At 58.2% G+C, this 25,520-nt stretch carries 28 protein-coding genes; 13 read left to right on the forward strand and 15 right to left on the reverse strand.

Going from position 1 to position 25,520, the window contains the following annotated elements; genetic code table 11:
• Positions 1-21 precede the first annotated feature (21 nt).
• Genes purE through ACR0LX_RS11965 form a run of 3 tightly spaced genes read left to right on the forward strand, consistent with a single transcriptional unit; the run spans position 22 to position 2,329 of the window.
• The gene (gene purE, locus ACR0LX_RS11955; RefSeq protein ID WP_480572605.1) at positions 22-507 is read left to right on the forward strand and encodes a 5-(carboxyamino)imidazole ribonucleotide mutase; all 486 of its coding nucleotides are present in this window, start codon (positions 22-24) and stop codon (positions 505-507) included.
• Complete coding sequence (locus tag ACR0LX_RS11960; protein WP_480783909.1) at positions 504-1,262, forward strand: NAD(P)-binding domain-containing protein; 759 nt, start codon at positions 504-506, stop codon at positions 1,260-1,262. The genes purE and ACR0LX_RS11960 overlap by 4 nt, the downstream gene beginning before the upstream one ends.
• The gene (locus ACR0LX_RS11965) at positions 1,262-2,329 is read left to right on the forward strand and encodes a 5-(carboxyamino)imidazole ribonucleotide synthase (protein ID WP_480783910.1); all 1,068 of its coding nucleotides are present in this window, start codon (positions 1,262-1,264) and stop codon (positions 2,327-2,329) included. The genes ACR0LX_RS11960 and ACR0LX_RS11965 overlap by 1 nt, the downstream gene beginning before the upstream one ends.
• A 63-nt stretch (positions 2,330-2,392) precedes the next feature.
• On the opposite strand, the gene ACR0LX_RS11970 is transcribed toward ACR0LX_RS11965, so the two are convergent.
• From ACR0LX_RS11970 to ACR0LX_RS11995, 6 genes are all read right to left on the reverse strand, one after another.
• Entirely contained in the window at positions 2,393-3,544 is a 1,152-nt protein-coding gene (locus tag ACR0LX_RS11970) for an alpha-D-ribose 1-methylphosphonate 5-triphosphate diphosphatase (protein WP_480783911.1), read from the reverse strand.
• Positions 3,541-4,314, reverse strand: a complete 774-nt coding sequence (locus ACR0LX_RS11975; protein WP_480783912.1) for an esterase/lipase family protein — start codon at positions 4,312-4,314, stop codon at positions 3,541-3,543. Before ACR0LX_RS11975 ends, ACR0LX_RS11970 begins: the two co-directional genes overlap by 4 nt.
• 38 nt (positions 4,315-4,352) lie before the next feature.
• Positions 4,353-5,195: a DMT family transporter gene (locus ACR0LX_RS11980; protein WP_480783913.1), complete on the reverse strand. Its 843-nt coding sequence runs from the start codon at positions 5,193-5,195 to the stop codon at positions 4,353-4,355.
• A 262-nt stretch (positions 5,196-5,457) separates the two neighbouring features.
• Entirely contained in the window at positions 5,458-7,101 is a 1,644-nt protein-coding gene (groL, locus tag ACR0LX_RS11985; protein WP_480572593.1) for a chaperonin GroEL, read from the reverse strand.
• Positions 7,102-7,156: 55 nt separating this feature from the next.
• Positions 7,157-7,444: a co-chaperone GroES gene (groES, locus tag ACR0LX_RS11990; RefSeq protein WP_010441779.1), complete on the reverse strand. Its 288-nt coding sequence runs from the start codon at positions 7,442-7,444 to the stop codon at positions 7,157-7,159.
• A 152-nt stretch (positions 7,445-7,596) separates the two neighbouring features.
• The gene (locus tag ACR0LX_RS11995; protein ID WP_480783914.1) at positions 7,597-8,271 is read right to left on the reverse strand and encodes a DUF2161 domain-containing phosphodiesterase; all 675 of its coding nucleotides are present in this window, start codon (positions 8,269-8,271) and stop codon (positions 7,597-7,599) included.
• A 128-nt stretch (positions 8,272-8,399) separates the two neighbouring features.
• On the opposite strand from ACR0LX_RS11995, the gene ACR0LX_RS12000 reads away from it, so the two are divergent.
• From ACR0LX_RS12000 to ACR0LX_RS12035, 8 genes are all read left to right on the forward strand, one after another.
• A complete protein-coding gene (locus ACR0LX_RS12000; RefSeq protein ID WP_480783915.1) occupies positions 8,400-9,380 on the forward strand; it encodes a TraB/GumN family protein in 981 nt (326 codons plus the stop codon).
• A 105-nt stretch (positions 9,381-9,485) separates the two neighbouring features.
• Positions 9,486-10,406 (forward strand): manganese-dependent inorganic pyrophosphatase, encoded by a 921-nt coding sequence (locus ACR0LX_RS12005; RefSeq protein WP_480783916.1) that lies wholly within the window; start codon positions 9,486-9,488, stop codon positions 10,404-10,406.
• Positions 10,407-10,552: 146 nt separating this feature from the next.
• Positions 10,553-11,428: an HAD family hydrolase gene (locus ACR0LX_RS12010; protein WP_480783917.1), complete on the forward strand. Its 876-nt coding sequence runs from the start codon at positions 10,553-10,555 to the stop codon at positions 11,426-11,428.
• Between the two features lie 101 nt (positions 11,429-11,529).
• Positions 11,530-11,973 carry a MaoC family dehydratase gene (locus ACR0LX_RS12015; protein ID WP_170452686.1) on the forward strand — a complete coding sequence of 148 codons (444 nt, stop codon included), beginning with the start codon at positions 11,530-11,532 and terminating at the stop codon, positions 11,971-11,973.
• Between the two features lie 132 nt (positions 11,974-12,105).
• On the forward strand, positions 12,106-13,071 hold the full coding sequence (locus ACR0LX_RS12020; protein WP_480783918.1) for a phosphatase PAP2 family protein: 966 nt from the start codon (positions 12,106-12,108) through the stop codon (positions 13,069-13,071).
• Positions 13,072-13,168: 97 nt separating this feature from the next.
• A complete protein-coding gene (locus ACR0LX_RS12025; protein ID WP_480783919.1) occupies positions 13,169-14,101 on the forward strand; it encodes a bifunctional riboflavin kinase/FAD synthetase in 933 nt (310 codons plus the stop codon).
• Entirely contained in the window at positions 14,098-14,571 is a 474-nt protein-coding gene (locus ACR0LX_RS12030) for a YcgN family cysteine cluster protein (RefSeq protein ID WP_480783920.1), read from the forward strand. The genes ACR0LX_RS12025 and ACR0LX_RS12030 overlap by 4 nt, the downstream gene beginning before the upstream one ends.
• Positions 14,571-15,605 carry a threonine aldolase family protein gene (locus ACR0LX_RS12035; RefSeq protein WP_480783921.1) on the forward strand — a complete coding sequence of 345 codons (1,035 nt, stop codon included), beginning with the start codon at positions 14,571-14,573 and terminating at the stop codon, positions 15,603-15,605. The genes ACR0LX_RS12030 and ACR0LX_RS12035 overlap by 1 nt, the downstream gene beginning before the upstream one ends.
• A gap of 81 nt (positions 15,606-15,686) precedes the next feature.
• On the opposite strand, the gene ACR0LX_RS12040 is transcribed toward ACR0LX_RS12035, so the two are convergent.
• Positions 15,687-16,289: a DsbA family protein gene (locus ACR0LX_RS12040; RefSeq protein WP_480783922.1), complete on the reverse strand. Its 603-nt coding sequence runs from the start codon at positions 16,287-16,289 to the stop codon at positions 15,687-15,689.
• A gap of 108 nt (positions 16,290-16,397) precedes the next feature.
• Here ACR0LX_RS12040 and ACR0LX_RS12045 point away from each other — a divergent pair, with 108 nt between their 5' ends.
• Positions 16,398-17,417, forward strand: a complete 1,020-nt coding sequence (locus ACR0LX_RS12045) for a ribose-phosphate pyrophosphokinase (RefSeq protein ID WP_480572575.1) — start codon at positions 16,398-16,400, stop codon at positions 17,415-17,417.
• 97 nt (positions 17,418-17,514) lie between these two features.
• On the opposite strand, the gene ACR0LX_RS12050 is transcribed toward ACR0LX_RS12045, so the two are convergent.
• The 8 genes from ACR0LX_RS12050 to ACR0LX_RS12085 all read right to left on the reverse strand — a co-directional run bounded on the left by ACR0LX_RS12050 (position 17,515) and on the right by ACR0LX_RS12085 (position 24,664).
• Positions 17,515-18,207, reverse strand: a complete 693-nt coding sequence (locus ACR0LX_RS12050) for a nitroreductase family protein (protein ID WP_480783923.1) — start codon at positions 18,205-18,207, stop codon at positions 17,515-17,517.
• A gap of 85 nt (positions 18,208-18,292) precedes the next feature.
• Positions 18,293-18,643 carry an H-type lectin domain-containing protein gene (locus tag ACR0LX_RS12055; RefSeq protein ID WP_480783924.1) on the reverse strand — a complete coding sequence of 117 codons (351 nt, stop codon included), beginning with the start codon at positions 18,641-18,643 and terminating at the stop codon, positions 18,293-18,295.
• 119 nt (positions 18,644-18,762) lie between these two features.
• On the reverse strand, positions 18,763-19,173 hold the full coding sequence (locus ACR0LX_RS12060; RefSeq protein ID WP_480783925.1) for a F0F1 ATP synthase subunit epsilon: 411 nt from the start codon (positions 19,171-19,173) through the stop codon (positions 18,763-18,765).
• Between the two features lie 12 nt (positions 19,174-19,185).
• Positions 19,186-20,610, reverse strand: a complete 1,425-nt coding sequence (gene atpD, locus ACR0LX_RS12065; protein WP_170693105.1) for a F0F1 ATP synthase subunit beta — start codon at positions 20,608-20,610, stop codon at positions 19,186-19,188.
• 20 nt (positions 20,611-20,630) lie between these two features.
• Entirely contained in the window at positions 20,631-21,506 is an 876-nt protein-coding gene (locus tag ACR0LX_RS12070; protein ID WP_010441762.1) for a F0F1 ATP synthase subunit gamma, read from the reverse strand.
• 12 nt (positions 21,507-21,518) lie between these two features.
• Positions 21,519-23,057 (reverse strand): F0F1 ATP synthase subunit alpha, encoded by a 1,539-nt coding sequence (atpA, locus tag ACR0LX_RS12075; protein ID WP_480783926.1) that lies wholly within the window; start codon positions 23,055-23,057, stop codon positions 21,519-21,521.
• Entirely contained in the window at positions 23,058-23,618 is a 561-nt protein-coding gene (locus ACR0LX_RS12080) for a F0F1 ATP synthase subunit delta (protein WP_480783927.1), read from the reverse strand. It abuts the gene before it with no gap.
• Between the two features lie 311 nt (positions 23,619-23,929).
• Complete coding sequence (locus ACR0LX_RS12085) at positions 23,930-24,664, reverse strand: class I SAM-dependent methyltransferase (protein ID WP_480783928.1); 735 nt, start codon at positions 24,662-24,664, stop codon at positions 23,930-23,932.
• Positions 24,665-24,725: 61 nt separating this feature from the next.
• Between ACR0LX_RS12085 and gloB the strand changes: the two genes are divergently transcribed.
• Positions 24,726-25,493 (forward strand): hydroxyacylglutathione hydrolase, encoded by a 768-nt coding sequence (gene gloB / locus ACR0LX_RS12090; RefSeq protein WP_480783929.1) that lies wholly within the window; start codon positions 24,726-24,728, stop codon positions 25,491-25,493.
• Positions 25,494-25,520: the final 27 nt, after the last annotated feature.

Raw genomic sequence — 25,520 nt, forward strand, 5'->3', positions numbered from 1 at the left:
CAAGCGGCAAAGGACAGGCGTATGGGCGAGGTCAAGGTCGGGATCATCATGGGCAGCCAGTCGGACTGGCCAACCATGAAAGAAGCCGCAGATATTTTGGACGATCTGGGCGTTGCCTACGAAAAACGGATCGTCTCTGCCCACCGCACACCCGACCGGCTTTGGGACTACGGAAAAACCGCCGTTTCGCGTGGATTGCAGGTGATTATTGCCGGAGCCGGAGGGGCCGCGCATCTGCCGGGTATGATGGCGTCTAAAACGCGGGTGCCGGTGATCGGAGTTCCGGTTCAGACCCGCGCCCTGTCTGGCGTCGATTCTCTGTATTCGATCGTACAGATGCCAAAGGGATTCCCGGTCGCAACCATGGCCATAGGCTCGGCTGGCGGTGCGAATGCGGGCCTGATGGCGGCAGGGATCCTGGCCCTTCAGGATGACGATTTGGCGGCACGGTTGGATGCATGGCGTAACGCATTGTCTGCCTCGATCCCCGAGGAACCTGAGGGATGAGCCGAATAGGCTTTCTTGGAACCGGGCATATCGCTGCCCCGATTGCGCGATTGATGGACGCCAAGGACCATGACATCACCGTGTCGAGGCGAAACCATCAGGTGTCCGCCCAGTTGCGGGCCGAACTGGGCGCTGACGTTGCGGACCCGCAAGAGGTGGTCAATGCCTCTGACATCGTCTTTTTGTGCCTACGCCCGCAGATTGCAGCCGAGGTTCTGGCCCCGCTGACCTTCCGGCCCGATCAGCGGGTCGTATCCGTGATGGCGGCGGTCACGTCCGCGCAACTTGGGAAACTGTGTGCTCCGGCTGCGGATTTCGTGCAGACGATCCCGCTGGGCTTTCTGCAAACCGGGGGGTGTCCGTTGGCGGCCTACGGCAATGACAGGTTGCTGGCTGATCTTTTCGAACCCGAAAACCCGGTCGTCAAAGTCGCCGACGAAGCCGCGCTGAACGCACATTTTGCGATCTGCGCCATGGTTCCGGGTCTTCTGGACCTGATGGCCACCGGGGCCGGTTGGCTGGCCGAGCAAACCGGTGACCCGGACAGTTCCGAGTTCTACACCGCTCAATTGATCTCGGGCTTTCTGGCAGCAATGGAAAAAGACGGTGCCGGGCGTCTGGCGCAAGAGCGTGATGCGCTCGCGACTGAAGGCACTCTGAGCCTGCAAATGACCGACACCCTGCGCGACAAGGGTGCCCATGATGCATTGCGCACGGCGCTCACGGAAATTGGCAAACGTTTGGAGAATGGATGATGGCGGATATGCTCGCCCCTGGTGCGACGATCGGGATTCTTGGTGGCGGTCAGCTGGGCCGCATGCTGTCTGTCGCCGCATCCCGGCTTGGGTTTGTAACCCACATCTATGAACCGGGCGCGAACCCGCCTGCCGGGCAAGTGGCCGATCGCGTAACCACTGCTGCTTATGACGATACCGATGCGTTGAAACGTTTTGCCGGGTCGGTCGACGTCATCACCTATGAATTCGAAAACATCCCCACCGCAGCACTTGATCTTCTGGAGGCACACCGCCCGATCCGTCCAGGCCGTGAAGCATTGCGCGTCAGTCAGGATCGTCTGACGGAGAAGACGTTTTTGCAGGGTCTCAGCCTGAAAACCGCCCCGTTCGCCGACATAACCGACCCGAACAGCCTGCACGCGGCAATTGCGCAGATCGGCGCGCCCGCGATCCTCAAGACGCGTCGGTTTGGATATGATGGCAAGGGCCAGGCCCGCCTGAAAACCCCCGAAGATGCCGATAACGCACTGGCCGAGATGGCTGGGGCGCCGTCCATCCTGGAAGGGTTTGTCGACTTCTCTCACGAAGTGTCGGTCATCGCCGCCCGTGGGCTGGATGGTCAGGTGGCCTGTTTCGATCCGGGCGAAAACGTTCATCGCGATGGTATTCTGCACACCACAACCGTCCCGGCCCGTCTTGCGCCGACGCAACGAACCGACGCCGTTCTGTTGGCGGCCAACATTCTGAATGCGCTGGACTATGTCGGCGTCATGGGCGTTGAACTGTTCGTGACGCGCGAGGGGCTGATCGTGAACGAGATCGCGCCGCGCGTGCACAATTCGGGACACTGGACACAGAATGGCTGTGCCGTTGATCAGTTCGAGCAACATATCCGTGCCGTTGCGGGCTGGCCTTTGGGCGATGGCCAAAGGCATTCGGACGTGGTGATGGAGAACTTGATCGGTGAGGACATGGACCGGGTTCCAGAATTGGCCGGGGAGCGCGATGTAGCCCTGCATCTTTACGGCAAGGCCGAGGTCAAGCCAGGCCGCAAGATGGCTCATTTCAATCGTATCGTTCGATAAGGGACATCGCGCCTGCAGCGCGATTCCACCGGCAGAGAGTTGCTTGTTCGGATGAACTGTGGATCAGCCCACTAGCCGGTCAGCGATTGCGCCATTGAGATAGCTGATCCGGCCCGCAGCCATTGTAAGCGCAACGCGTTGGGTGGCCGCGTCGAGTATGACAAGATCGGCGCGTTTTCCGGGCGACAGGGTTCCGCGATCCATCAGGCCAAGCACTCGGGCAGGCCCCGAGGATACCAAGTCCCACGCTGCGGCCAGATCCAGCAGACCGGTTTTGGTCAGCATCAAAGCGGCGCGACGCGGGCTGGGATAGTGGTAATCGGATGCCAGCGCATCGCACAGGCCCATCGTTATCAGGTCCAATGCACTGACATTCCCTTTGTGCGATCCACCGCGCACCACGTTGGGTGAGCCCAGGATAACGTGATCTCCGGCAGCGCGCGCAGCCTCGGCCGCAGCAAGCGTTTCAGGAAACTCGGAAATCTTAGCACCCCGAATGCGCCACCTGTCACGCGTTTCAGCCGTGCCATCATCATGGCTACCCATACGGATCCCACGGCGCGCCAATGTCGCGCAAAGCGCATCAAGTGCTGCCGGAACCTCAGCGCTTCGATCATGCATGGTCCGCAGCATCTGAAGGTGACTTTCGGGACTGCGGCCTGCCTTTAGCGCCTGCCCAGTCAGGCGAGGCGGGGTCCGCCCTTGCGACAAGCGATCATGCGGTAAGTGATCATTGAAGACGACATAGGGCACCTGCCATTCTGCGATCCGGTCTGGCAGATCGGCATAGTCGTCCAACATATGGGTCTCGAACCGCAATTGCGGGATCAGATCGGTCACCACACTGCTTCTGACCGCAGCAATGCCATCAAACACCTGCGCCGCAAACTCCGGTCCGCGCACGCCCCCTTCCCAACTGTGAAACTGCGCCAGTACGGCTGTTGTTATTCCGTTTGCCGCCAGTTCAGCCTCGACCGACAGAATACCTTCGGCCATCTGCTTCATGGCCCCGCGACGTGGCGCAATATGACGTTCGAACCCGTCCCCATGCAGGTCGACGATACCCGGCAGGATCAGGTAGCCGGTCAGGTCTATCTGCCGTCCCACAGGCTCGGGCTGTACCACGCCGTCGCCAATGCTGAGGTCGGCCTGCATCACCCCATCGTTGGGCAACAGGACCTCTGCACCCGAAAAGGTCAGGTTCAGTGATGTCATCTGGTGGATTCCGATTCAGGGGCATCGCAATTCTGCCCGATACAGATTTCGTCAATGATATCCGTAACGCCATCCAACCAGGTGATCTGAGGATCAAAACGGCCGAATTCGATGAAATGGAGCGCCTGCGCCATGACGCGCGGATTGTTCATCATGAACGTATGCGTCACGGGCAGAACGATGTGATCCGTCATACCCTCGACTTTGGTCGTTTCGACAGAGACTTTGCCATCATCCGTCCCATCGATCAGGGACGAAAACAGGGGGTTCAATGAGTTCTCGCCCGCAATCACGCCAAGCTCGAAATCGACCGGCGGCAGGCTTCTCGGAACGCCTTCGGGTCCTGTTCCAAGGGCCAGACCAGCGGGGCCGTGCAGAAGCCCGAAAACCTCCCAATCGCCGAGCTCATCAACCAATTGGCTGCCCTGATTGGGCGGCCCCAGCATGACGACGCGACCTAGGTTTTTCGGTTGGTTATCCTGCAACCAATACCGCAACAGAATGCCACCCATCGAATGCGCAACAATGTTCGCCTTGTCTTCGCCGCAGCTTGCTAGCGCGCCCGGCAGAGTCTGTTCGGCCAATTGATCGATCGGCAGATCGGTCGACGGGTATCCGGGTCGCACGACAGTATAGTCGTGGGCTTTGAAGAGCTGCTCCATCACCGAAAATGATGCCTCGGTCCGCGCCAAACCATGCAGCAAGACAACGCATTTCGCGTTGGCCACAAACGGGATCAGGCACAGGACGAAGGCAAGACCGTACTTCATGCGCGCTAGTTAAGGACTAATTCGGGGCGAGAAAACCCCTAGCGGCCTGGAATACGCACCACTGCCAGCGCAATACCGCCCAGAACGAGGGCCGCGCCAAAAAGCAGGCTGAAAGACGCTTGTTCGCTCAGCAACAGCACACCGGCAACGATGGCGATAATTGGTACACTCAGTTGCACGACGGCCGCCGCCGTGGGGGAAAGCTGCGGCAGAACACGATACCAAAGCGCATAACCCAGTCCGGACGTCACCGCACCGGACAGGATCGCCAAAACATAGCCCGGTCCCGTCATTTGCCAGATCGCCCCCGAGAAGAGCATGACCAGAGCCGTAATCGGCAGCGCGACGACAAAGTTTGCAGCCGTGCCTGAAAGAGCATCCGGCTCGGACCGCCCGACCAGCGAATAGATCGCCCAACCGACCCCTGCAGATGTCATCAACAGCGCACCTGTGGCGTCGACATTAACGTCTCCGGCTGGCCAAAGCACATAGGCAAGCCCGGCCAACGCGATACCTGCACCCAGCACTTGCCGGGGCGCGGGCGGAGTGCCCGTTATTGCCGTGGTTGCAAACATAGTGACCTGAACAACGCCGAACAGGATCAACGCACCAAGCCCGGCGTCCAAGGTCAAATAGGCCAGCGAAAAACCTATCATATACAGCGACAGCGACCCCGCGCCCCAAAACCGTCGCTGGCTGCGCAAGGGCAGCCGCCCGCCCTTCCAAAGTACCAAAACAGACAGCGCCAACCCGCCGGACAGCACACGTACGACGGCAAACGCGGCAGGGTCGCTGAAACCACCGTCGATCGCCAACCGGTTCAGGATGGAATTCGCCGCAAAGGCGCACATGGTCAAAGCGGTGAGCAGAAACAGTCGCATATCAACCGCATAGCCGTTTCAGCCTCGTTTGCACACTCACTTTCCCGAAGGCAGATCCGACCAGAACTTCATCTTTTTGTAAATACTCCCACCGGAGGCATGGCCGCGCAGCGGGCATTCCACGCGAAACGGTCCAAACGAAACGGGGCCGCCCGAAGGCGACCCCGCTCTCATTTCTCTGTGCGGCCCCTTACGGCAGCCTGGCATACAGGCCAAGCGCCTATCGGGGTCGTCAGAATTCGCCTGGGCGAATTCGACGTGCTTACATCATGCCGCCCATGCCGCCCATGTCGGGCATGCCGCCGGCAGGTGCCGCGCCTTCTTTGGCGGGCTTGTCGGCAACCATGGCTTCGGTGGTGACCAGCAGGCCAGCAACCGATGCCGCATCTTCCAGAGCGGTACGGACAACTTTGGCCGGGTCGATCACACCAAACGAGAACATGTCGCCATATTCTTCGGTCTGCGCGTTGAAGCCGAATGCAGCGTCAGCCGATTCACGGACCTTGCCCGCCACAACTGCACCGTCAACACCTGCGTTCTCGGCGATCTGGCGCAGCGGCGCTTCGATTGCTTTACGAACGATGTTGATACCTGCGTTCTGGTCAGCGTTTGCACCTTCCAGTGCTTCCAGTGCTTTACCGGCCTGAACCAGAGCTACACCGCCGCCCACAACTACGCCTTCTTGCACAGCAGCGCGCGTTGCGTTCAGAGCATCGTCCACACGGTCCTTACGCTCTTTCACTTCCACTTCGGTCATGCCGCCGACGCGGATAACAGCAACACCGCCTGCCAGTTTGGCAACGCGCTCTTGCAGCTTCTCACGGTCGTAGTCCGACGAGGTTTCTTCGATCTGAGTGCGGATCTGAGCAACACGTGCTTCGATCTCGGCTTTCTCGCCAGCACCGTCGACAATGGTGGTTTCGTCTTTGGTGATTTCGATTTTCTTGGCGGTGCCCAGCATGTCCATGGTGACGGACTCGAGCTTCATGCCCAGATCTTCGGAGATCACCTGACCACCGGTCAGGATTGCGATGTCCTGCAGCATGGCTTTGCGGCGATCGCCGAAGCCCGGTGCTTTGACAGCAGCAATTTTCAGGCCGCCGCGCAATTTGTTGACCACGAGGGTGGCCAGCGCTTCGCCTTCAACGTCCTCAGCAATGATCAGCAACGGCTTTTGCGACTGGATCACCTGCTCAAGCAGCGGAACCATCGGCTGCAGCGAGGACAGTTTCTTTTCGTGCAGCAGGATCATGCAGTCGTCGAGCTCTGCGATCATCTTGTCTGCGTTGGTGACGAAGTAAGGCGACAGGTAGCCACGGTCGAACTGCATACCTTCGACAACGTCGGTCTCGGTTTCCAGACCTTTGTTTTCTTCGACGGTGATAACGCCTTCGTTGCCAACCTTCTGCATCGCGTCTGCGATCTGGCTGCCGATTTCAGCTTCGCCGTTGGCCGAAATGGTGCCAACCTGTGCAACTTCTGCGCTGTCTTTGACTTCGCGCGATGCTGCCTTGATGCCTTCAACAACCTTGGCAGTTGCCAGGTCGATGCCGCGCTTCAGGTCCATCGGGTTCAGACCAGCTGCAACCTGCTTCAGACCTTCTTTTACGATGGACTGAGCCAGAACGGTTGCTGTGGTGGTGCCGTCGCCGGCTTCGTCATTGGTGCGGCTGGCGACTTCTTTCACCATCTGCGCGCCCATGTTTTCGAACTTGTCTTCCAGTTCGATTTCCTTGGCAACCGAAACACCGTCTTTGGTGATGCGCGGTGCGCCGAAGGATTTGTCCAGAACCACGTTGCGGCCTTTGGGGCCCAGGGTCACTTTTACCGCGTCGGCCAGGATGTTCACACCGGACAGCATACGGTTGCGGGCATCGGTGTCGAACTTGACGTCCTTAGCAGCCATGTCGTTTCTCCTTGAGAAAATGTATTGGAATGAAGATCAGAGGAAGCGCGCGGGCTTACTCGATGATCCCCATGATGTCGCTTTCTTTCATCATCAACAGCTCTTCGCCGTTGACCTGAACCTCGGTGCCCGACCATTTGCCGAACAGAATCTTGTCGCCAGCCTTAACAGCCATTGCGATCAGTTCGCCGCTGTCCTTGCGTGCGCCTTCGCCGGTTGCGACGACTTCGCCTTCGCTGGGCTTTTCTTTTGCGCTATCAGGAATGATCAGGCCGCCTGCGGTTTTTTCTTCGCTTTCGACGCGACGGACCAGCACACGGTCATGTAGCGGTTTCAATGCCATCTTTGCAGCTCCTTGGGCTCAAAGTTTGTTTATCCTCCCCTCGCCATCCGACGAGGCGTTAGCACTCGGGGTGTGTGAGTGATAACGACGCATAGCTAGGGAGTCCAAACCCCCGAGTCAACAAGAAGTGATGGATTTTTTGGCATTCCAGTTCAGTCGCCCTGTTCCCAGCTATAGGCCCAGTGCTTCAACCCGTCCGAGCCTGTTTCAGACAGCGCATAGACACCCTTTTCAACTTTATCGAACCACCCATAGTGATTTTCCCGCATCAATCGTGTGGCCGCAGGCACGCCGGTGGCCCTGGCCACGTCCGCGCCTTTGCAGGCACCGCATTCGGCCAGATGCGCCGCACATTTCAGCGCGTCCTGCCTGTAGGCCGTCACGATCCCATGCCGAGTCGCACCCCCGGCGTTGGGGTCGCCTTCCAGCCTGTCAAACTCGCGCAACAGACGTGCGGCCTTGGCTTTGTTCTTGCGCGGCGCATAGGGCCCGGGGTCACACTGGACCTCCACGCGGCCATCAGGTCTGACCGTGATCAGGCCCAGCCCCAGTCGCCGACACATGGCCAGATTGTCCCGCAAGGCGCGGCGCGCAGACCGGCCCTTGGGTTTGCAGACCCCAATGTAAACCTGATCGGTCACTTTCAAGCGGGCGACCGCCTGATGAAAAAGCGAAAGCGTGAACCTGAGCTTCAATTCGACGATCACAGGTTCTTCGCCTTCTCGTATAGCGACGATATCGGCCGCGCCAACTTCACCTTTGACGGTATAACCCTGACGCTCCAACAGCGCTTTGATCGGGGGGTAGAGGTCCTGCTCGCGGTTCATGCCGCCATGCTAGGCAGATTGAAGCGGATTGCCAGCCGCCGCATGAGGAAATTGCCGCCTTGCCTGTACCAAACCCGCAGGGTTATCACTTTCATTGAGTTGATCCTTACCATAGCGAAAGCCGACCCATGCGCCTTCTCTGCCTGCTTTTCTTCCTGCTCTTGCCGTTTTCGGCACACGCGGCCTGCGAAGGGCGCGATCTTCGGCAGGATATGACTGCAGATCAGCGGGCTGCCCTGAATGACGCCGTTGCCGATATAGTGTTCCCAGAAGGCAACCACTGGATCGCGCGCAAGGGTAATACGGTTCTGCACCTGATTGGCACCCTTCACACCAATGACGAGAGGATGGGCGACGTCGTCGAAAGGCTGGCACCTGTCCTGTCGCAGGCCGATGCTTTCTATTTCGAGATCACCAAGGAAGAGATGAAGGCGTTCGAGCGCGATCTGGCAAAGGATTTCAGCCCGGTGATGATCACCTCGGGCCCGACCCTGATTGACCTTATGCCCGACGAGGACTGGGCCACGCTCTCGGCGACTCTGGCTGAACGCGGCATCCCTGGTTGGATGGCCGCCAAACTGCGCCCCTGGTTTCTAAGCATGATGCTGGGCATTCCCCCGTGCTTGATGGATACACCGGATTTCGACCACGGAATGGATGCGCGCTTGTCTGAACTGGCCCAGACGCACGACATTCCCCGATACTCGCTGGAAAGCATTGAGGAACTGATCACGCTGTTTGACAGTCACCCGCTTGAGGATCAGGTGCAGTCTCTGGTCCGGCTTGCGGGCGCATTGCAGGCCGGGGACGATCAATTGATCACGATGGCCAATGCCTATCTCGAGGAAAAACACGCCGAGATCATCCAACTCGCCAAAATTCAGGGGCTCGAAGCGTCGGGATTGACGCCCGAGGAGTTCGCCACCGAATGGCAAGATTTCGAAGACCGGTTGCTGTCACAGCGCAACGACAACTGGATGCGCACCATTCTGTCGCTTCAGGACCAAACAGCAGTTATTGCTGTCGGTGCCGGACACTTGGCAGACAATTTCGGTTTGCTGAATCAGTTGCAAATGGCCGGGTACACCCTGACGCGCGCCGGGTTCTAGGCAGGCTGCATTCTGACGAACCGTCGCAACCCGACGTCAAGCGGGTGACAAGCCCGGATGCCAGCCCTATAAGGCGCGCAAATCTTCAATCCGCAGGACGCAGACATGACCATTCAAGTATTTGGCCACAAATCTCCCGATACCGACTCGACCGGCTCAGCCATTGTCTGGTCCTGGTATCTGAACACCGTCAATGGCGAACAGGCCGAACCTGTTTTGCTGGGCGAGCCCAACACCGAAGCCGCGTTCATGCTGCAACGCTGGGACCTGCCAAAGCCGCGGATCATCGATGATGTGGCCGAGGATGCGCCAGTTGTTATCGTCGACACCAACAACCCGGCCGAGTTGCCAGCCAGCATCAACAGCGCCGATATCCGCGCGATTATCGACCACCACAAGCTGGTCGGCGGGCTGGAAACCAAGGGTCCGATCGACATCACCGTGCGCCCGCTGGCCTGCACCGCGACCATCCTGATCGATCTTATGGGCGACGACGCGGCCAAAATGCCCGACGCCATCAAAGGCGCCGCCCTGACCTGCATCCTGTCGGACACGCTGGAATTCCGCTCGCCCACCACCACCGCGCATGACCGTGCTGTGGCCGAGAAACTGGCCGCCGATCTGGGTCTGGACGTCTCCGCATATGCCGCCGACATGTTCGCGGCAAAATCGGATGTGTCGTCGTTTTCGGATGCGGAACTGATCCGCATGGACAGCAAGGAATACGAGGTCGACGGTACAAAATTCCGCGTATCGGTTCTGGAGACCACTGCGCCGGGCGTTGTTCTGGACCGCAAAGACAGCCTCGCAACCACGATGACGGATGTTGCCAGCGAAGACGGTGTCGATCAGGTGCTGCTGTTCGTGGTCGACATTCTGAACGAAGAGGCCACCCTGTTGGTCCCCAACGATCTGGTCAAATCCGTCGCCGAGAAAAGCTTTGGCGCATCTGTTGACGGTGACGCGGTGGTCCTGCCCGGCATCATGAGCCGCAAAAAACAGATCATTCCGAACCTCAAGGTCTAAATAGATTTTCAGAAGCGCCCTGAACGGGCGCTTTTCTCAAAACGAGGCGCGGCTTGCAGCAACGGGGCAAGCGCGCCCTCTGGCCAAAGCTGGTCACCTCTGCCATAGGGATGAGCATTCGATCTTTCTCAGACATCGAGGGCTCCATGACCCGGATCATCCACGCGCTTTCCGACGTTTCCGACCGCTACAAGGCGCTGTTCGTTGACCTTTGGGGCTGTGTTCACAACGGCATCACCGCCTACCCCGAGGCTGTTGCTGCGCTACAGGTCTATCGCCAAAACGGTGGTCTGGTTGTTCTGGTCACCAATTCCCCGAAACCGCGCGCGGGCGTGGCTGAACAGCTGGAACAGTTCAACGTTCCAGCAGATGCCTATGACACTATCGCAACCAGCGGAGATTCAGCGCGGTCCGCGATGTTTCGCGGCGCTGTCGGCGAGAAGGTGTATTTCATGGGCGAATGGCAACGGGATGCCGGGTTCTTTGAGCCTTTGAAGCTGTTGCACCACCCGATCCATATTGAACGTGTGCCGCTGGATCAGGCCGAAGGCATCGTCTGCTGCGGACCTTTTGATCCGATGGCGGACCCGGCGGTGAACAGACCAGATTTCCTATATGCCAAACAGAAGGGCATGAAATTGCTCTGCGCCAATCCCGATATCGTGGTGGATCGGGGCGAAGTGCGCGAATGGTGTGCGGGCGCGCTGGCGCGGCTATACACCGAGATGGGCGGCGAGAGCCTGTACTTTGGCAAACCGCACCCGCCGATCTACGATCTGGCCCGCCGCAGGCTGATCGAACTTGGGGCCGACATCGCTGATTCAGACATTCTGGTCATTGGCGACGGGCCGCAGACCGACATTGCGGGCGGTATGGGAGAGGGGCTCGATTCTCTGTTCATCACCGGCGGCTTGGCCGCAGCCGAGACCAAAACGTCGCACCACCCCGATGAGGATGCGTTAAGATCCCATAACGAAAAAGAAAATATCAATCCGACCTATTCAATCGGCCGCCTGCGGTAGTCAGAAAATACTTGATTTTCTGCGCTTGCGAAGTAATAAAGTTGCCAAGCGGGCGCATCTGACGGTCTTTTGTTGCCCGACCGATCTTTGATGAGGGCAACATGTTGGATAATCTTCCACGCGGAACGATCTGTATCGAAGACATCGAAATGGGCATGTCCCGCCACTTGCGCAAAGTGGTGACGGACGAAGATATCGAGATGTTTGCGCAAGTATCGACAGACCGAAACCCGGTCCATCTGGACGATGACTATGCGCGCGACACCATCTTTGAGGGCCGCATCGCCCATGGCATGCTGACAGCGGGCTTGATCTCGGCCGTCATTGGTGAGCAATTGCCCGGTCACGGCACGGTCTATATGGGCCAATCGCTCAAGTTTCTGGCACCAGTACGCCCCGGCGACATGGTCTATGCCGAGGTTAAGGTCATCGACATCGACTTTGCCAAACGCCGCGTCAAACTGGACTGCCATTGTTCGGTCGATGGCAAGAAAGTTTTGATCGGTGAAGCAATGGTATTGGCACCAAGCCGCAAGTTTGACTGAGACCGACAGCGCCTGCGTTGATAGCGATGTATGTAAATAAATCGCCGGCGGATTGTCGGCGAATATGGGTCACATTGTTGCCAAATTGGTCACTTAGATAAACTAGAATTCAGAGTGCCAGGTCAGACGTGTATGAAAAAGTTCTTTTTCTTTTCTGCTGCTTATTTGATTCTTTCGGCCATTTTGGCTCTACTTCTTCGTCAGAATGCCGTTGCATTGCTTGATTTTGAATTGGTCAAGCTTTTTTCGCGCGCGTGGCGGTTCGTGGCGTATCTAAAGTATGTCGGAGTCGTCCTATTGCTGCTTCTGTACTTTTCGCGGAATCAGAATCTCAAAACCAAAATCGTCAACGCGATACTCGCGTTCTTTGGCTGCCTGATGTTTACGTCAGCCTTTTCGATTACAAAAACCACGATACCCTATGTTGTTCCGTTCTACGCGGATGAGATGCTCGCGAATCTGGACAAGGCTCTCCATTTTGGAACAGATCCATGGGAAATCGTACATCAGTTCTCGCCTTATGTTCCGGTCGAACTAGTCGAAATGGTGTATTTTACCCTCTGGGTGCTGCCAGCATTTTTCCTGCCAGTATTCATTGCACTGACGGACGATGACGAAACTCGCAACAATCGATTCATGGTCCTCTATTGCTCATGCTGGATTGTACTAGGCAACGTCCTTGCTCTTCTATTTAGTTCTGTGGGCCCGGTATATTATGATCTACTCCTTGGAGGCGATCGCTTTTCAGGCCTCATCGGAGCCCTAGAGGCATCTGGGATCTCAACCAGTAAAATTGGCGAGGCGCAGGCTTTTCTATGGGATGACTACAGCAATCGGTCACAAGCGATTGGAGCCGGTATTTCCGCCTTTCCGTCGGTACATGTTGGGGTCGCAACTGTCATTGCGCTGTACTTAGCCGAACGGCGCTCCTATCTGCTTGCCCCAGGACTGATCTTTCTCGCCGCCGTGCTGTTCTGTTCGATCTATAATGGGTGGCACTACGCAATCGATGGGTACGCCTCGATCATTGTTCTAACGACAATTTGGGCATGGCAAAAGCATCGCGCAACATCGCCGCAAAACCTGGCTTTGGTTTAATTTGGGCAAAACAGCCGCTTTGAAATTCGATGTCGCCCACTTGGTCGACTGCCATAGGGCGCTTGAACCTGCCGGGATGTCCCGCTAGGCACAGCCTATGCAGATCATCCGCGACTATCAATTTGTCAATCCCGAGGACCGAGGCGCCAGTGTTGCGATCGGTAATTTCGACGGCGTTCATGTTGGCCACCAGTCCGTCATTGACCTGGCGAGGAATGCTGTGCCTGCAGCGCCTCTGGGCGTTTTGACATTCGAGCCCCACCCACGTGAACACTTTGCCCCAGACACCCCGCCGTTCCGTCTGATGCGTGGCAATGCCCGAGCACACCGGCTTGAAAAACTGGGTGTGCAAAAGCTCTATGAGTTGCCGTTCAACGCGGCTCTTGCCGGGCTGGCACCCGAAGAGTTTGCCGAAAACGTCATCTCCCGCGGCCTGGGGTTGTCTCATGTTGTTGTCGGCGCGGATTTCTGCTTTGGCAAAGCCCGGATTGGCACCGCCGAAGACTTGCTGTGCTTTGGTGAACAAATGGGATTTGGCGTGACCATCGCACCGCTGATGGAAAAGTCGGAAAATGTCGTTTCGTCGACTGCGATCCGAGATGCGCTGTCCGAAGGTCGCCCTCGGGACGCCGCCGCAATGCTGGGCCACTGGCACCGCATCGAAGGCGAGGTGATCGGCGGGGAACAGCGCGGGCGCGAACTGGGTTTTCCGACGGCAAACATGTCGATCGAAGGGCTGCATCCACCGAAATTTGGTGTGTATGCGGTTTTGGTCGACGTCTTGGATGGCCCCCACAAAGGCAGTTATCGCGGGGCGGCTTCGGTCGGTACACGCCCGATGTTCAACGGCGAAGTGCCCAATATCGAAACCTATCTCTTCGACTTTTCCGGCGACCTTTACGGTGCAACCCTGTCTGTCGGCTTGGTTGATTACCTGCGCCCCGAAATGACGTTTGACGGCTTGGACGAATTGATCGCGCAGATGCAAGTCGATTGCGACCGTGCGCGCGACATATTGGCGGCGGTATGAGCCGCGATCCGATTGTCCGATCAGGCCTGCCCAAGCGGTTCTGGGAGCGTAAGCCCCTGCACAAGATGAACCCACAGGAGTGGGAGGCGCTGTGCGACGGCTGCGGTAAATGCTGCCTGAACAAGCTGGAGGACGAGGATAGCGGCGAGGTCGCGCTGACCTGTGTCGCCTGCCGGTTGCTGGACGAGGAAACCTGCCGGTGCACGCAATATGATATCCGTCATCAATTCGTGCCCGAGTGCATCGTGATGAAACCGGAAAACATTGACGATCACGCCTATTGGCTGCCTCAAACCTGTGCCTACCGGCTGCTGTGGGAGGGGAAACCCCTCTACGATTGGCACCCGCTTTTGTCCGGAACGCCGGACAGTGTTCATGCCGCCGGAGTTTCGGTTCAGGACCGTACCGTCTCGGAATTCGAGACCCCCATGGAAGAGTGGGAAGACTATATCATCGAGGAGCCGAGCTGATGCACTTTGCCTCTGACAATTCAGGGCCCGTACACCCCGAAGTTTTGGCAGCGTTGTCCGAAGCCAATCAGGGCTATCAGATGGCCTATGGCGCGGACACTTTGATGAACGAAGTGCGAGATCAGATACGAGGGGTTTTCGAAGCGCCCGGTGCGGCGGTCTATCTGGTAGCGACAGGCACGGCGGCGAATTCTCTGGCGCTGGCGACGTTGTCACAGCCATGGGAGACCGTGTTCTGCTCGCCCGTTGCGCATATCCACGAGGACGAATGCAACGCGCCGGAGTTCTTCAGCGGGGCCAAGCTGACCCTAGTGCCGGGTGGTGACAAAATGACCGCCAAGGCACTGCGTGGTGCGATCCAAAACGAAGAAACCCGAGGCGTGCATGGTCCGCAGCGCGGCCCGGTGTCGATCACACAGGTGACGGAACGGGGATCTGTCTATACGCTGACCGAATTGCAGGCGCTGTGTGCTGTTGCCAAGGAATTTGGGCTGCCCGTTCATATGGATGGCGCCCGCTTTGCCAATGCGCTGGTTTCGCTTGACTGTTCTCCGGCTGAAATGACCTGGAAGGCCGGAGTGGACGCGGTCAGTTTTGGTGGCACCAAGAACGGGCTGATCGGGGTCGAGGCCGTGATCTTCTTTGACGAAAGCAAGGCTTGGGAGTTTGAATTGCGCCGCAAGCGCGGGGCGCATCTGTTCTCGAAGCACCGGTTTCTCTCCGCTCAGATGGCGGCCTATTTGCACGAGGATTTGTGGCTGCGATCGGCACGGCAGGCAAATGCCAGCTGCGCGCGACTGGCAGAGGGTTTGCGCGCGGCAGGGGCCGAGTTCCTGCACCCCCCCCAGGCCAACTTGATCTTTGCCAGCTTCCCGCGCCGACAGCATCGGGAACTCCATGATGCCGGCGCGGTCTACCACCTGTGGGGTGGAGTGCTGGACGGGAATGACCAGGACGAAATGCTGGCCTGCCGATTGGTCTGTGACTGGTCCACCTCTGCGGATCAGATCGATCAATTCCTGGCCTTGCTCTAAGCACATTGGGCGCTGTCCCAGTCGCAGCAAGCTGCGCCTCCCCCCGGGATATTATTAGCCAGTTGAAGCAGGCGGTTGCGGCTAGTCTTTTAGCGTCGCCAGGTGGCGGTCGAGATCGTCCAACCTGTCCTGCCCCCAGAACCGCTGATTATCTGGCGTGATGTAGAACGGCGCCCCGAATACACCGCGATCCACAGCTTCTTCGAGATTGGCGGCATAGGTTTCGGCCCCGACAAGCAGGCCGCTGTCGGCCAGGTTCGGATCGAACCCCGCCCTTTCAAGACAGTCGCGAATGACGCTGTCTTCGGCGATGTCCTTTTCCTCTGCCCAGCAGGCCCGCAGGATGGAATGGCACAGATTGCCGACATCCCCTGACCCATCCTTTGTCGCCGCGATGACCGCGTAGGACGACGGCGCCGCATTGGTTGGCCAGTGAGCCGGTTGAAGGTTGAGGTCCATCCCCAGGTTCTTTGCCTGTCGCGTCAGTTCCTGCGCTCGATACTCCACGCGCGAGATATGTCGGTCCTTGGGCGGGACGCCACCGGTACGACCGAACAATGCTATGATATCAAGCGGTTTGTAATTGATCGTCGCACCATGCTTTGCTGCGACCTCCTCAAGCCGCGTACCTGCCAGGTAGGAAAAGGGCGAGAGTGTCGCAAAAAAGTAGTCAATCTGGGCCATGTTCACTTTCTCCGCAGCGTCATCTATGCGCGACGGTAGACCCATGCTAAGCGGTGTCAACATCACGAATCTGTCACATTGCCAACGCTGCCCGGGGACCTACAGCCGATGCCGACACTTCACGAACCCAAGCTTATCGCTGGGAACGCCAATCTTCCGCTTGCCGAAACCATCGCCCGCCGCATGAGCCTGCATCGCGGAGTGGATCAGGGTCTGGTCGACGCGCGAGTCGAACGGTTTAACGACGGCGAGATCTTCGTCGAAGTGTTCGAGAATGTGCGCGGCGAGGATATGTTCATCATCCAGCCGACCTCGAACCCGGCCAACGACAATCTGATGGAACTGCTGATCATCGCCGACGCCTTGCGCCGCTCGTCAGCCCAGCGGATCACCGCCGTGATCCCGTATTTTGGATATGCCCGCCAGGACCGCCGCACGAAGGCACGCACCCCGATCAGCGCCAAGCTGGTTGCCAACATGCTGACCGGCGCCGGGATCGAACGTATTCTGACGATGGACCTGCATGCGGCCCAGATTCAGGGCTTTTTCGACATGCCGGTCGACAACCTGTACGCTTCGCCGATCTTTGCGCTGGACGTCAAGACACAGTTCAAGACCCAAATGGACGATCTGATGGTCGTGTCACCCGATGTCGGCGGCGTCGCCCGCGCGCGCGAATTGGCCAAACGCATCGAGGCACCGCTTTCGATCGTCGACAAACGCCGCGAAAAAGCCGGTGAAGTGGCCGAGATGACGGTGATCGGTGATGTAAAAGACAAGATCTGCCTGATTGTCGACGATATCTGCGACACGGCCGGAACCTTGTGCAAGGCGGCGCAGGTTCTGATGGATAACGGCGCGAAAGAGGTGCATTCCTATATCACGCACGGCGTCATGAGCGGCCCTGCAGTTGAGCGCGTGACAAACTCTGTCATGAAATCGCTGGTTCTGTCCGACACCATTCAGCCGACGCCCGAGGTTGCCAAGGCTGAGAATATCCGCATCGTGCCCACCGCACCGATCTTTACGCAGGCGATCCTGAACATCTGGAACGGGACCAGCGTTTCGTCACTGTTTGAGGACAAAACGCTGACGCCGATATACGAATCGCTGTACCACGCGGGCTGACCCGGCGCGGGATGTGGGGCACAGTGCTGACGTCCCCTTGGGGGTACTGACAACCCGTCTCGCAACAGGGGCCGACAAAGATGACGGACCGCAGAACCTATTCTGCGACCGTCATAATCTCGTCCAGCGATTTTTTCATCTTGGCAACCTTCGGGACCTTTGCGTCCTTGTGCGGATGACCCACAGCTACGATCATGATCGGTTTTTCGTGATCCGGGCGGTCCAGAAGTTTGTTCAGAAACTTCATAGGGTTCGGCGTATGGGTCAGCGAAACCAATCCGGCATGATGCAGAGCCGCCAAAAGAAACCCGGTCGCGATCCCCGTGCTTTCAGGTACGTAATAATTCTTGAACCGTGTTCCGTCGTCAAAATGGCCCCAACGCTGCGCGAAAATCACGATCAGCCACGGTGCCTCCTCCAGATGCGGTTTGTGATCGTTGGTGCCGATCGGCTCAAGAGCTTTGAGCCATTCATCGCCCGCTCCGCCATCGTAGAATTTTCTTTCTTCCTCTTCGGCTTCTTCGCGGATGCGTTTCTTCAACGCTGGGTTCGAAACCGCCACAAAGTGCCAGGGCTGATGGTTTGCGCCTGAAGGGGCTGTGCCAGCGGTACGGATACATTCTTCGATCACCGCTTTGGAAACAGGGCGACCGGAATAGTCCCGCACTGTGTGTCGGCGCTTCATCGTTTCATAGAACGCCAATGCCGCATCCATCATGTCAGCGTCGGTCAATTCCGCCCGGTCCGGCAGGTCTATGGCTTGGTATTCGATATGCTCTTTGGCAAACACAGCGTACCTCGTTCAGAATGTTCTCTGATGCGTCTTCTTTATGGACGTCGCCGCGATCATTGGCCATGTTCGATTGGCTGCTGGATCAGGAAATGTTCCAGTCATCCGCATGCGCGACTTCACCTATTGCCATCCAGGCCACGCGAATGCGCGCGATACGCGTATCGGACCATGTCCGAAAGACCGCATTGAATGCCGTGGTCGTGATATCTTCGGCCTGGACTTCGGCGCGCAGGGCTGAGGACGTGTCCACATCCCACAGCGATACGCCGATCTGCACCAGCGGTGGGCTCCGGAATGGTTCGCTGAATCGAATTGCCACCTTGCGTTCGCGGGCGCCGGTGCCTGTCCACATTTCGCCGCCATCAGCAAATTCGGAAAACAGGACTTCCTCACCCTGGTCGATCCCAATCGGATGTGTTTGAAATTTTTTCATTCTGTCGTCTTTTTTCTTTGAATATCCAAAACTTACTTTGGAAATCAAACAATAGCACGACAAAAAAACGGCCCCGCTTGGGCAGGGCCGTTTCGAAAATCCGGGATCCATTGACGCCGTTACAGGCTCATATGCGTCCCAAGGGCCTCCATGTCGGCCAGCAGCTTGGCGGCATCATCGACGATGGTCTGATCGTCTCCTGCCTTGGCTGCTTCGTGCGAGGCGCGTGCTTCGGCGATCAGGTCATCGATATGCGACCGTGTCACTTCGGCTACCGGAATGGCCTTTTCTGCCAGAACCGACAGGCCATCTCCGTTGATCTGGGCAAACCCGCCGGTGACCAGGTATTCGCTGGCTCCTGCAGGCGCCTCGACCTTCAGGATGCCCGGGCGCAGCGTGGTGATTGTGGGGGCATGATCGGGCATCGCCGTCATGTCCCCGTCCGCGCCGGGAATCTGGACCGCCGTCGCCTCAAGCGAAGCTAGGCTCCGCTCGGGGCTGACGAGGTCGAATTGCATCGTGTTTGCCATCAGGGATACTCCTTAGGCGGCTTCTGCTGCCATCTTCTCGGCTTTGGCGATCACTTCGTCGATGCCACCAACCATCAGGAAGGCCGCTTCGGGCAGGTGATCGTATTCGCCGGCCACAACCGCCTTGAACGACGAGATGGTGACATCCAGAGCAACCTGAACGCCCGGCGAACCGGTGAAGACTTCGGCCACGTCGAACGGCTGCGACAGGAAGCGTTCGATCTTACGGGCACGGGCCACGGTCAGTTTGTCCTCTTCCGACAGTTCGTCCATGCCGAGGATGGCGATGATGTCCTGCAGCGACTTGTAGCGCTGAAGGATCTGCTGAACGTCGGTCGCAACCTTGTAGTGCTCTTCACCAACGATGGCCGGGTCGAGCAGACGCGAGGTCGAGTCGAGCGGGTCAACCGCCGGGTAGATACCCTTTTCCGAGATCGCACGGTTAAGAACGGTGGTCGCGTCCAAGTGTGCAAACGAGGTTGCCGGCGCAGGGTCGGTAAGGTCGTCCGCAGGCACGTAGATCGCCTGCACGGACGTGATCGAGCCCGACTTGGTCGAAGTGATGCGTTCCTGCAGGGCGCCCATGTCGGTGGCCAGGGTCGGCTGGTAGCCCACCGCCGAAGGAATACGACCCAGCAGAGCCGAAACCTCGGAGCCCGCCTGCGTGAAGCGGAAGATGTTGTCGACGAAGAACAGAACGTCGGTACCGGACTGGTCACGGAACTGCTCGGCCAGCGTCAGACCGGTCAGAGCAACACGTGCACGTGCTCCCGGAGGTTCGTTCATCTGACCGTAAACCAGGGCCACCTGCGATTCCGACAGGTTGTCCGGCTTGATCACGTTCGATTCGATCATCTCGTGGTACAGGTCGTTCCCTTCACGGGTCCGCTCACCAACACCCGCAAACACCGAGAAGCCCGAGTGCACTTTTGCGATGTTGTTGATCAGTTCCATGATCAGAACGGTTTTGCCCACACCGGCACCGCCGAAGAGGCCAATTTTACCGCCTTTGGCGTAGGGGGCCAGCAGGTCAACAACCTTGATGCCGGTTACCAGAACTTCCGACTCGGTCGACTGTTCGTCGAAGGTCGGTGCAGGCTGGTGGATCGCGCGGGCCTCAGATGCTTCAACCGGCCCTTTTTCGTCGATCGGTTCACCAACCACGTTCAGGATGCGGCCCAGGGTGGCGTTACCAACCGGAACCGAGATCGGTGCGCCGGTGTCGGTGACTGCCTCGCCACGGACCAGACCTTCGGTCGCGTCCATCGCGATGGTACGGACGGTGTTTTCACCCAGGTGCTGAGCAACCTCCAACACCAGGCGCTTGCCGTTGTTGGTGGTTTCCAGCGCGTTCAGAATTTCAGGCAGCTGATCTTCGAAGTGCACGTCGACGACGGCCCCGATGATCTGTGTGACTTTGCCTTTTGCATTCGCCATGTTTCGTCTCCGGTATGTCTCTACAGCGCTTCGGCGCCGGAAATAATTTCAATCAGCTCGTTGGTGATCACGGCCTGACGCGAGCGGTTGAACTGGATCGTCAGCTTGTCGATCATCTCACCCGCGTTGCGTGTTGCGTTGTCCATTGCGGACATCCGTGCACCCTGTTCGGACGCTCCGTTTTCGAGCAGAGCCGAGAAGATCGCGGTCGCAACCCCCTTGGGCAGCAGGTCGGCCAAGATGGCCTCTTCGCTGGGCTCGTAATCGAAGACCGCACCGCTGTCGTCACCCTCGGTTTCCTCGAACGAGGCGGGGATGACCTGCTGTGCCGTCGGGATCTGGGTCACCACGTTGACGAACTTCGAGTAGAAGATCGTGGCAACGTCGAACTCACCCCCGTCAAAGCGGGACAGGACGTCCTTCGCGATGTCTTGCGCGTTGTTGTAGCCAATGCGCTTGACCTCACTCAGGTCGATATGCCCAACGAACAGATCGCCAAAATCACGCTTGAGCGCGTCGCGGCCTTTCTTGCCGACGGTCAGAACCTTGACCGTCTTGCCTTTGCCGCGCAGCTCGTCCGCTTTGGCGCGGGCCAGCTTGGCGATGTTCGCGTTGAAGCCGCCACACAGGCCGCGTTCAGCTGTCATGACAACCAGCAGATGGACATCATCACTGCCCGTACCCCGGAGCAGCTTGGGGGCGCTGTCGCTGCCCCCGACCGACGCCGCCAGCCCCGCCATCACGGCATTGAACCGTTCGGCATAGGGGCGCGAGGCTTCGGCAGATTCCTGGGCGCGGCGCAGTTTTGCAGCCGCGACCATCTGCATGGCCTTGGTGATCTTGCGGGTCGATTTGACCGACTCGATCCTGTTTTTAAGGTCCTTCAGACTAGGCATCGGAACCCCCTATCAAGCGAAGGTCGCGGCGTATTCGTCGATCGCTGCCTTGAGTTTGTCCGCTGCGTCACCTTTGATCTTCGGATCTTCGTCGGTGATCCACTTAAGCAGGTCAGCGTGCTTGCCGCGCAGGTGCGCCAGCAGGCCAGCCTCATAGCGGCCAACGTCAGATACGTCGATTTTGTCGAGATAGCCGTTGGTGCCTGCGAAGATGACACAGACGATTTCCGCGTTGGTCAGCGGCGAGTACTGCGGCTGTTTCATCAGCTCCGTCAGGCGCGCACCACGGTTCAGCAGCTGCTGAGTTGCGGCGTCGAGGTCGGAGCCAAACTGCGCAAAGGCCGCCATTTCACGGTACTGAGCCAGTTCCAGTTTCACCGGGCCAGCAACCGATTTCATCGCATCGGTCTGAGCCGAGGAGCCCACACGCGAAACCGACAGACCGGTGTTCACAGCAGGACGGATGCCCTGATAGAACAGTTCGGTTTCCAGGAAGATCTGACCGTCGGTGATCGAGATCACGTTGGTCGGAATAAACGCCGAAACGTCGCCGCCTTGGGTTTCGATAACCGGCAGAGCGGTCAGCGAGCCAGCACCAAAATCTTCGTTCAGCTTCGCCGAACGTTCCAGCAGGCGCGAGTGGAGGTAGAAAACGTCACCCGGGTAAGCTTCACGTCCGGGCGGACGGCGCAGCAGCAGCGACATCTGACGATAGGATACGGCCTGTTTCGACAGGTCATCGTAGATGATCAGCGCGTGGCGGCCATTGTCACGGAAGTACTCGGCCATTGCGGTCGCCGAGTAGGGTGCCAGGAACTGCATCGGTGCCGGGTCGGATGCGGTTGCGGCCACAACGATCGAGTATTCAATCGCGCCGGATTCTTCCAGTTTCTTCACCAACTGCGCAACAGTCGACCGCTTCTGACCAACCGCCACGTATATGCAGTACAGTTTCTTCGACTCGTCGTCGCCTGCTGCGTCGTTGTAAACTTTCTGGTTCAGGATGGTGTCCAGAGCCACAGCGGTTTTACCGGTCTGACGGTCACCGATGATCAGCTCACGCTGGCCACGGCCGATCGGGATCATCGCGTCAACCGATTTCAGGCCGGTTGCCATCGGCTCGTGTACAGATTTACGCGGGATGATGCCGGGGGCTTTGACGTCAGCAACGCCACGCTTCGACGCATTGATCGGGCCTTTGCCGTCCAGCGGGTTCCCCAGGCCGTCAACAACGCGGCCCAGCAGTTCGTCGCCAATCGGAACGTCCACGATCGAGTTGGTACGCTTGACAGTGTCACCTTCTTTGATGTCACGGTCGGACCCGAAGATAACGACACCGACGTTGTCGCTTTCCAGGTTCAGCGCCATGCCCATGATGCCACCGGGGAATTCGACCATCTCACCGGCTTGCACGTTGTCCAGGCCGTATACACGGGCAATCCCGTCACCGACGCTCAGCACGCGGCCGATCTCGGCCACTTCGGCTTCCTGACCAAAATTCTTGATCTGGTCCTTCAGGATTGCAGAAATCTCTGCAGCTTGGATTCCCATTTATCCGACCTCTTTCATTGCATTCTGTAGGGAGTTGAGCTTCGAACGGATCGAACTGTCGATCATTTTCGAGCCCACTTTAACGACAAGACCGCCGATGAGGCTTTCATCAACGGTCGCATTGATTGTCACGGTCTTGCCCACACGCTCGGACAGCGTCTTGGACAGTTTATCCAGTTGGGTTTTGGTCAGCGCCTTGGCTGACGCAACATCGGCGGTCACTTCGCCTCGTTCCTCAGCCAACATGTCACGCAGAACCTGCACCAGTTGCGGCACGACAAACAGACGACGCTTTTGCGCCATCAGACCCAGCGTGTTGCGCAGGATCGCGTGCAGACCCATTTTGTCAGCGATTGCGGTGATCGCGCCTTCTTGTTCGGCGCGCGAAACCAGAGGCGATGCAATCAGGTTGCGCAGTTCGGCGCTGTCGCCCAATGCTGCTGCCAGATCGTTGATTCCGGTTTCCAGACCTGCAAGGTCATTATTCTCTTTGGCGATCTCAAAGATCGCGGTGGCATAGCGCTCGGCAATGCCAGTGGAAATCGAAGCTGGTTCGGACACGTCCACCCTTCCGATATTTTAGGCCCCGAAAACTGCCCGCGCAGCCACCTCGGGGGCGTGAAGAAACCCCGTCCAGAAGGCCGGGGATCAAAATCACCGGGGATGTAGCAGAGCCGAACCAAGCTAGCAATATAATATAGCGGCAGCGCATTTATCCACAAAATGTTTAATTTCAACATGTTAAGAAAAGTGCGTCCCTTTGCACCGATCAGAATGGGTGAAAAATGTTACCGAACTGCAGCTTTTTGCGATTCCTGTGACCTTTTTCCCGCAATTTACCCCTTGCATCTGAGATCAAGGCACCACGTCATTCAGGCTGGTTTCAACAGCCCGTCCAGCGCCTTTATTGGGCGTTTGGCGGCGTCTTTTGTGACGCTCCCACTGCGAGGACGTATGTGTTTGCTGGCCTCAACCATCAGAACCCCGCCCGCCATGACCGTTGGCAAGCGCTGTCCGGTTTTCTCGATCAACCCACCGGATTTGAGCCAGAAGCGGCGATAGGACGGTGGCAGGTATAACGCCGAACAATGGTTTTCAGGCAGGAAATGGTGTTCTCGAAGCTGGCTTTCCAACTGCGTCGCTGAATAGGGACGGCCAAATCCAAACGGCGTGCGGTCAGATCGCGACCACAGACCGGCGCGGTTGGGGACAACGAATAACACCCGCCCGCCCGGCCCCAGCACGCGCCAGCATTCTTCTAGCAACTGACTGGGCCGCTCGGTCGTCTCCAGCCCATGCATGACAACCAGCTTGTCCACATGGCCGGTCTCAATCGGCCAGAGGGTCTCTTCGGTCAGAACCGACACGTTGGGCATTCCGGCAGGCCATGGCATCACGCCTTGCGGTCCGGGCATCAGCCCGATCACACGGCGCGCGTCGGCAAGGTAGGGTCGCAGCAACGGAACCGCGAATCCGAACCCGACAACGGTTTGGCCCTTGGCCTCGGGCCACAGATCGACAAGACGACCGCGGATGGCTGCCTGCGCCGCACGGCCCAACGTGCTGCGGTAGTAGAAATTCCTCAGATCCTGCACATCAAGATGCATTGCGGACACCCGGTCAATCGGCTTAGCTGGGCGCAGTCTAGCAACGAAAGGGCAAAAGGCCATGCCTCTTGAGATCGTCACCATTCCTTGCCTCAGCGACAATTATGCCTTTCTGGCGCATGATGCCGCCAGCGGCGAGACCGCATTGATCGACGCGCCTGAGGCAGGGCCGATTCTAGCGGAGCTGGATGCCCGCGGCTGGCGCCTGACACACGTGTTGCTGACACATCATCATTGGGATCATGTGGACGGATTGCCGGGTATTCTGGAAACGCACCCAGCGCGGGTGATTGGCGCGAAGGCCGACGAAGCGCGGCTACCAAAGCTGGATCAGGCGGTCGTTGAAGGCGACACATTTTATGTCGGTGGGGAACCCGTCGAGGTTCTCGACGTACCCGGTCACACCATTGGCCACATCGCGTTCTATATGCCTCAATCAAATGCAGTATTCACCGCAGACAGCCTTATGGCGCTGGGATGTGGCCGCCTGTTTGAAGGGACTCCGGCGCAGATGTGGGCATCGCTGTGCAAGCTGGCGGCGCTCCCGGATGAGACAATCGTGTGCTCGGGACATGAATACACCCAATCGAACGCGAAATTCGCGCTGACGATCGATCCGGACAATGCTGCCTTGCTGGATCGAGTCGCCGATATCAACCGGACCAGAGCTGCCGGAGAGCCTACTGTGCCGTCAACTCTCGCACTGGAAAAAGCAACAAACCCGTTTTTGCGCGCCGAGAATCCAGAGATTCAAGCCCGATTGGGGTTGGGAAATGTCGATCCGGCCGCTGTCTTTGCCGAAATCAGGGCCAGAAAAGACCGCTTTTAGCGCATATTTCGCACTGTTCACGGCCAC

The organism is Ruegeria sp. CH11, from assembly GCF_056537105.1.

Coding starts and splice junctions, on each gene's coding strand:
- ACR0LX_RS11980 (WP_480783913.1), bottom strand. CDS start 5,195: ATGCGACTGTTTCTGCTCACCGCTTTGACCATGTGCGCCTTTGCGGCG.
- ACR0LX_RS11975 (WP_480783912.1), bottom strand. CDS start 4,314: ATGAAGTACGGTCTTGCCTTCGTCCTGTGCCTGATCCCGTTTGTGGCC.
- ACR0LX_RS12005 (WP_480783916.1), top strand. CDS start 9,486: ATGACCATTCAAGTATTTGGCCACAAATCTCCCGATACCGACTCGACC.
- purE (WP_480572605.1), top strand. CDS start 22: ATGGGCGAGGTCAAGGTCGGGATCATCATGGGCAGCCAGTCGGACTGG.
- ACR0LX_RS12025 (WP_480783919.1), top strand. CDS start 13,169: ATGCAGATCATCCGCGACTATCAATTTGTCAATCCCGAGGACCGAGGC.
- ACR0LX_RS11995 (WP_480783914.1), bottom strand. CDS start 8,271: ATGAACCGCGAGCAGGACCTCTACCCCCCGATCAAAGCGCTGTTGGAG.
- gloB (WP_480783929.1), top strand. CDS start 24,726: ATGCCTCTTGAGATCGTCACCATTCCTTGCCTCAGCGACAATTATGCC.
- ACR0LX_RS12035 (WP_480783921.1), top strand. CDS start 14,571: ATGCACTTTGCCTCTGACAATTCAGGGCCCGTACACCCCGAAGTTTTG.
- ACR0LX_RS12015 (WP_170452686.1), top strand. CDS start 11,530: ATGTTGGATAATCTTCCACGCGGAACGATCTGTATCGAAGACATCGAA.
- ACR0LX_RS12040 (WP_480783922.1), bottom strand. CDS start 16,289: ATGGCCCAGATTGACTACTTTTTTGCGACACTCTCGCCCTTTTCCTAC.
- ACR0LX_RS12000 (WP_480783915.1), top strand. CDS start 8,400: ATGCGCCTTCTCTGCCTGCTTTTCTTCCTGCTCTTGCCGTTTTCGGCA.
- ACR0LX_RS12070 (WP_010441762.1), bottom strand. CDS start 21,506: ATGCCTAGTCTGAAGGACCTTAAAAACAGGATCGAGTCGGTCAAATCG.
- ACR0LX_RS12045 (WP_480572575.1), top strand. CDS start 16,398: ATGCCGACACTTCACGAACCCAAGCTTATCGCTGGGAACGCCAATCTT.
- atpD (WP_170693105.1), bottom strand. CDS start 20,610: ATGGCGAATGCAAAAGGCAAAGTCACACAGATCATCGGGGCCGTCGTC.
- ACR0LX_RS11960 (WP_480783909.1), top strand. CDS start 504: ATGAGCCGAATAGGCTTTCTTGGAACCGGGCATATCGCTGCCCCGATT.
- ACR0LX_RS12060 (WP_480783925.1), bottom strand. CDS start 19,173: ATGGCAAACACGATGCAATTCGACCTCGTCAGCCCCGAGCGGAGCCTA.
- ACR0LX_RS12085 (WP_480783928.1), bottom strand. CDS start 24,664: ATGCATCTTGATGTGCAGGATCTGAGGAATTTCTACTACCGCAGCACG.
- ACR0LX_RS12030 (WP_480783920.1), top strand. CDS start 14,098: ATGAGCCGCGATCCGATTGTCCGATCAGGCCTGCCCAAGCGGTTCTGG.
- groES (WP_010441779.1), bottom strand. CDS start 7,444: ATGGCATTGAAACCGCTACATGACCGTGTGCTGGTCCGTCGCGTCGAA.
- atpA (WP_480783926.1), bottom strand. CDS start 23,057: ATGGGAATCCAAGCTGCAGAGATTTCTGCAATCCTGAAGGACCAGATC.
- ACR0LX_RS11965 (WP_480783910.1), top strand. CDS start 1,262: ATGGCGGATATGCTCGCCCCTGGTGCGACGATCGGGATTCTTGGTGGC.
- ACR0LX_RS11970 (WP_480783911.1), bottom strand. CDS start 3,544: ATGACATCACTGAACCTGACCTTTTCGGGTGCAGAGGTCCTGTTGCCC.
- ACR0LX_RS12055 (WP_480783924.1), bottom strand. CDS start 18,643: ATGAAAAAATTTCAAACACATCCGATTGGGATCGACCAGGGTGAGGAA.
- ACR0LX_RS12020 (WP_480783918.1), top strand. CDS start 12,106: ATGAAAAAGTTCTTTTTCTTTTCTGCTGCTTATTTGATTCTTTCGGCC.
- ACR0LX_RS12010 (WP_480783917.1), top strand. CDS start 10,553: ATGACCCGGATCATCCACGCGCTTTCCGACGTTTCCGACCGCTACAAG.
- groL (WP_480572593.1), bottom strand. CDS start 7,101: ATGGCTGCTAAGGACGTCAAGTTCGACACCGATGCCCGCAACCGTATG.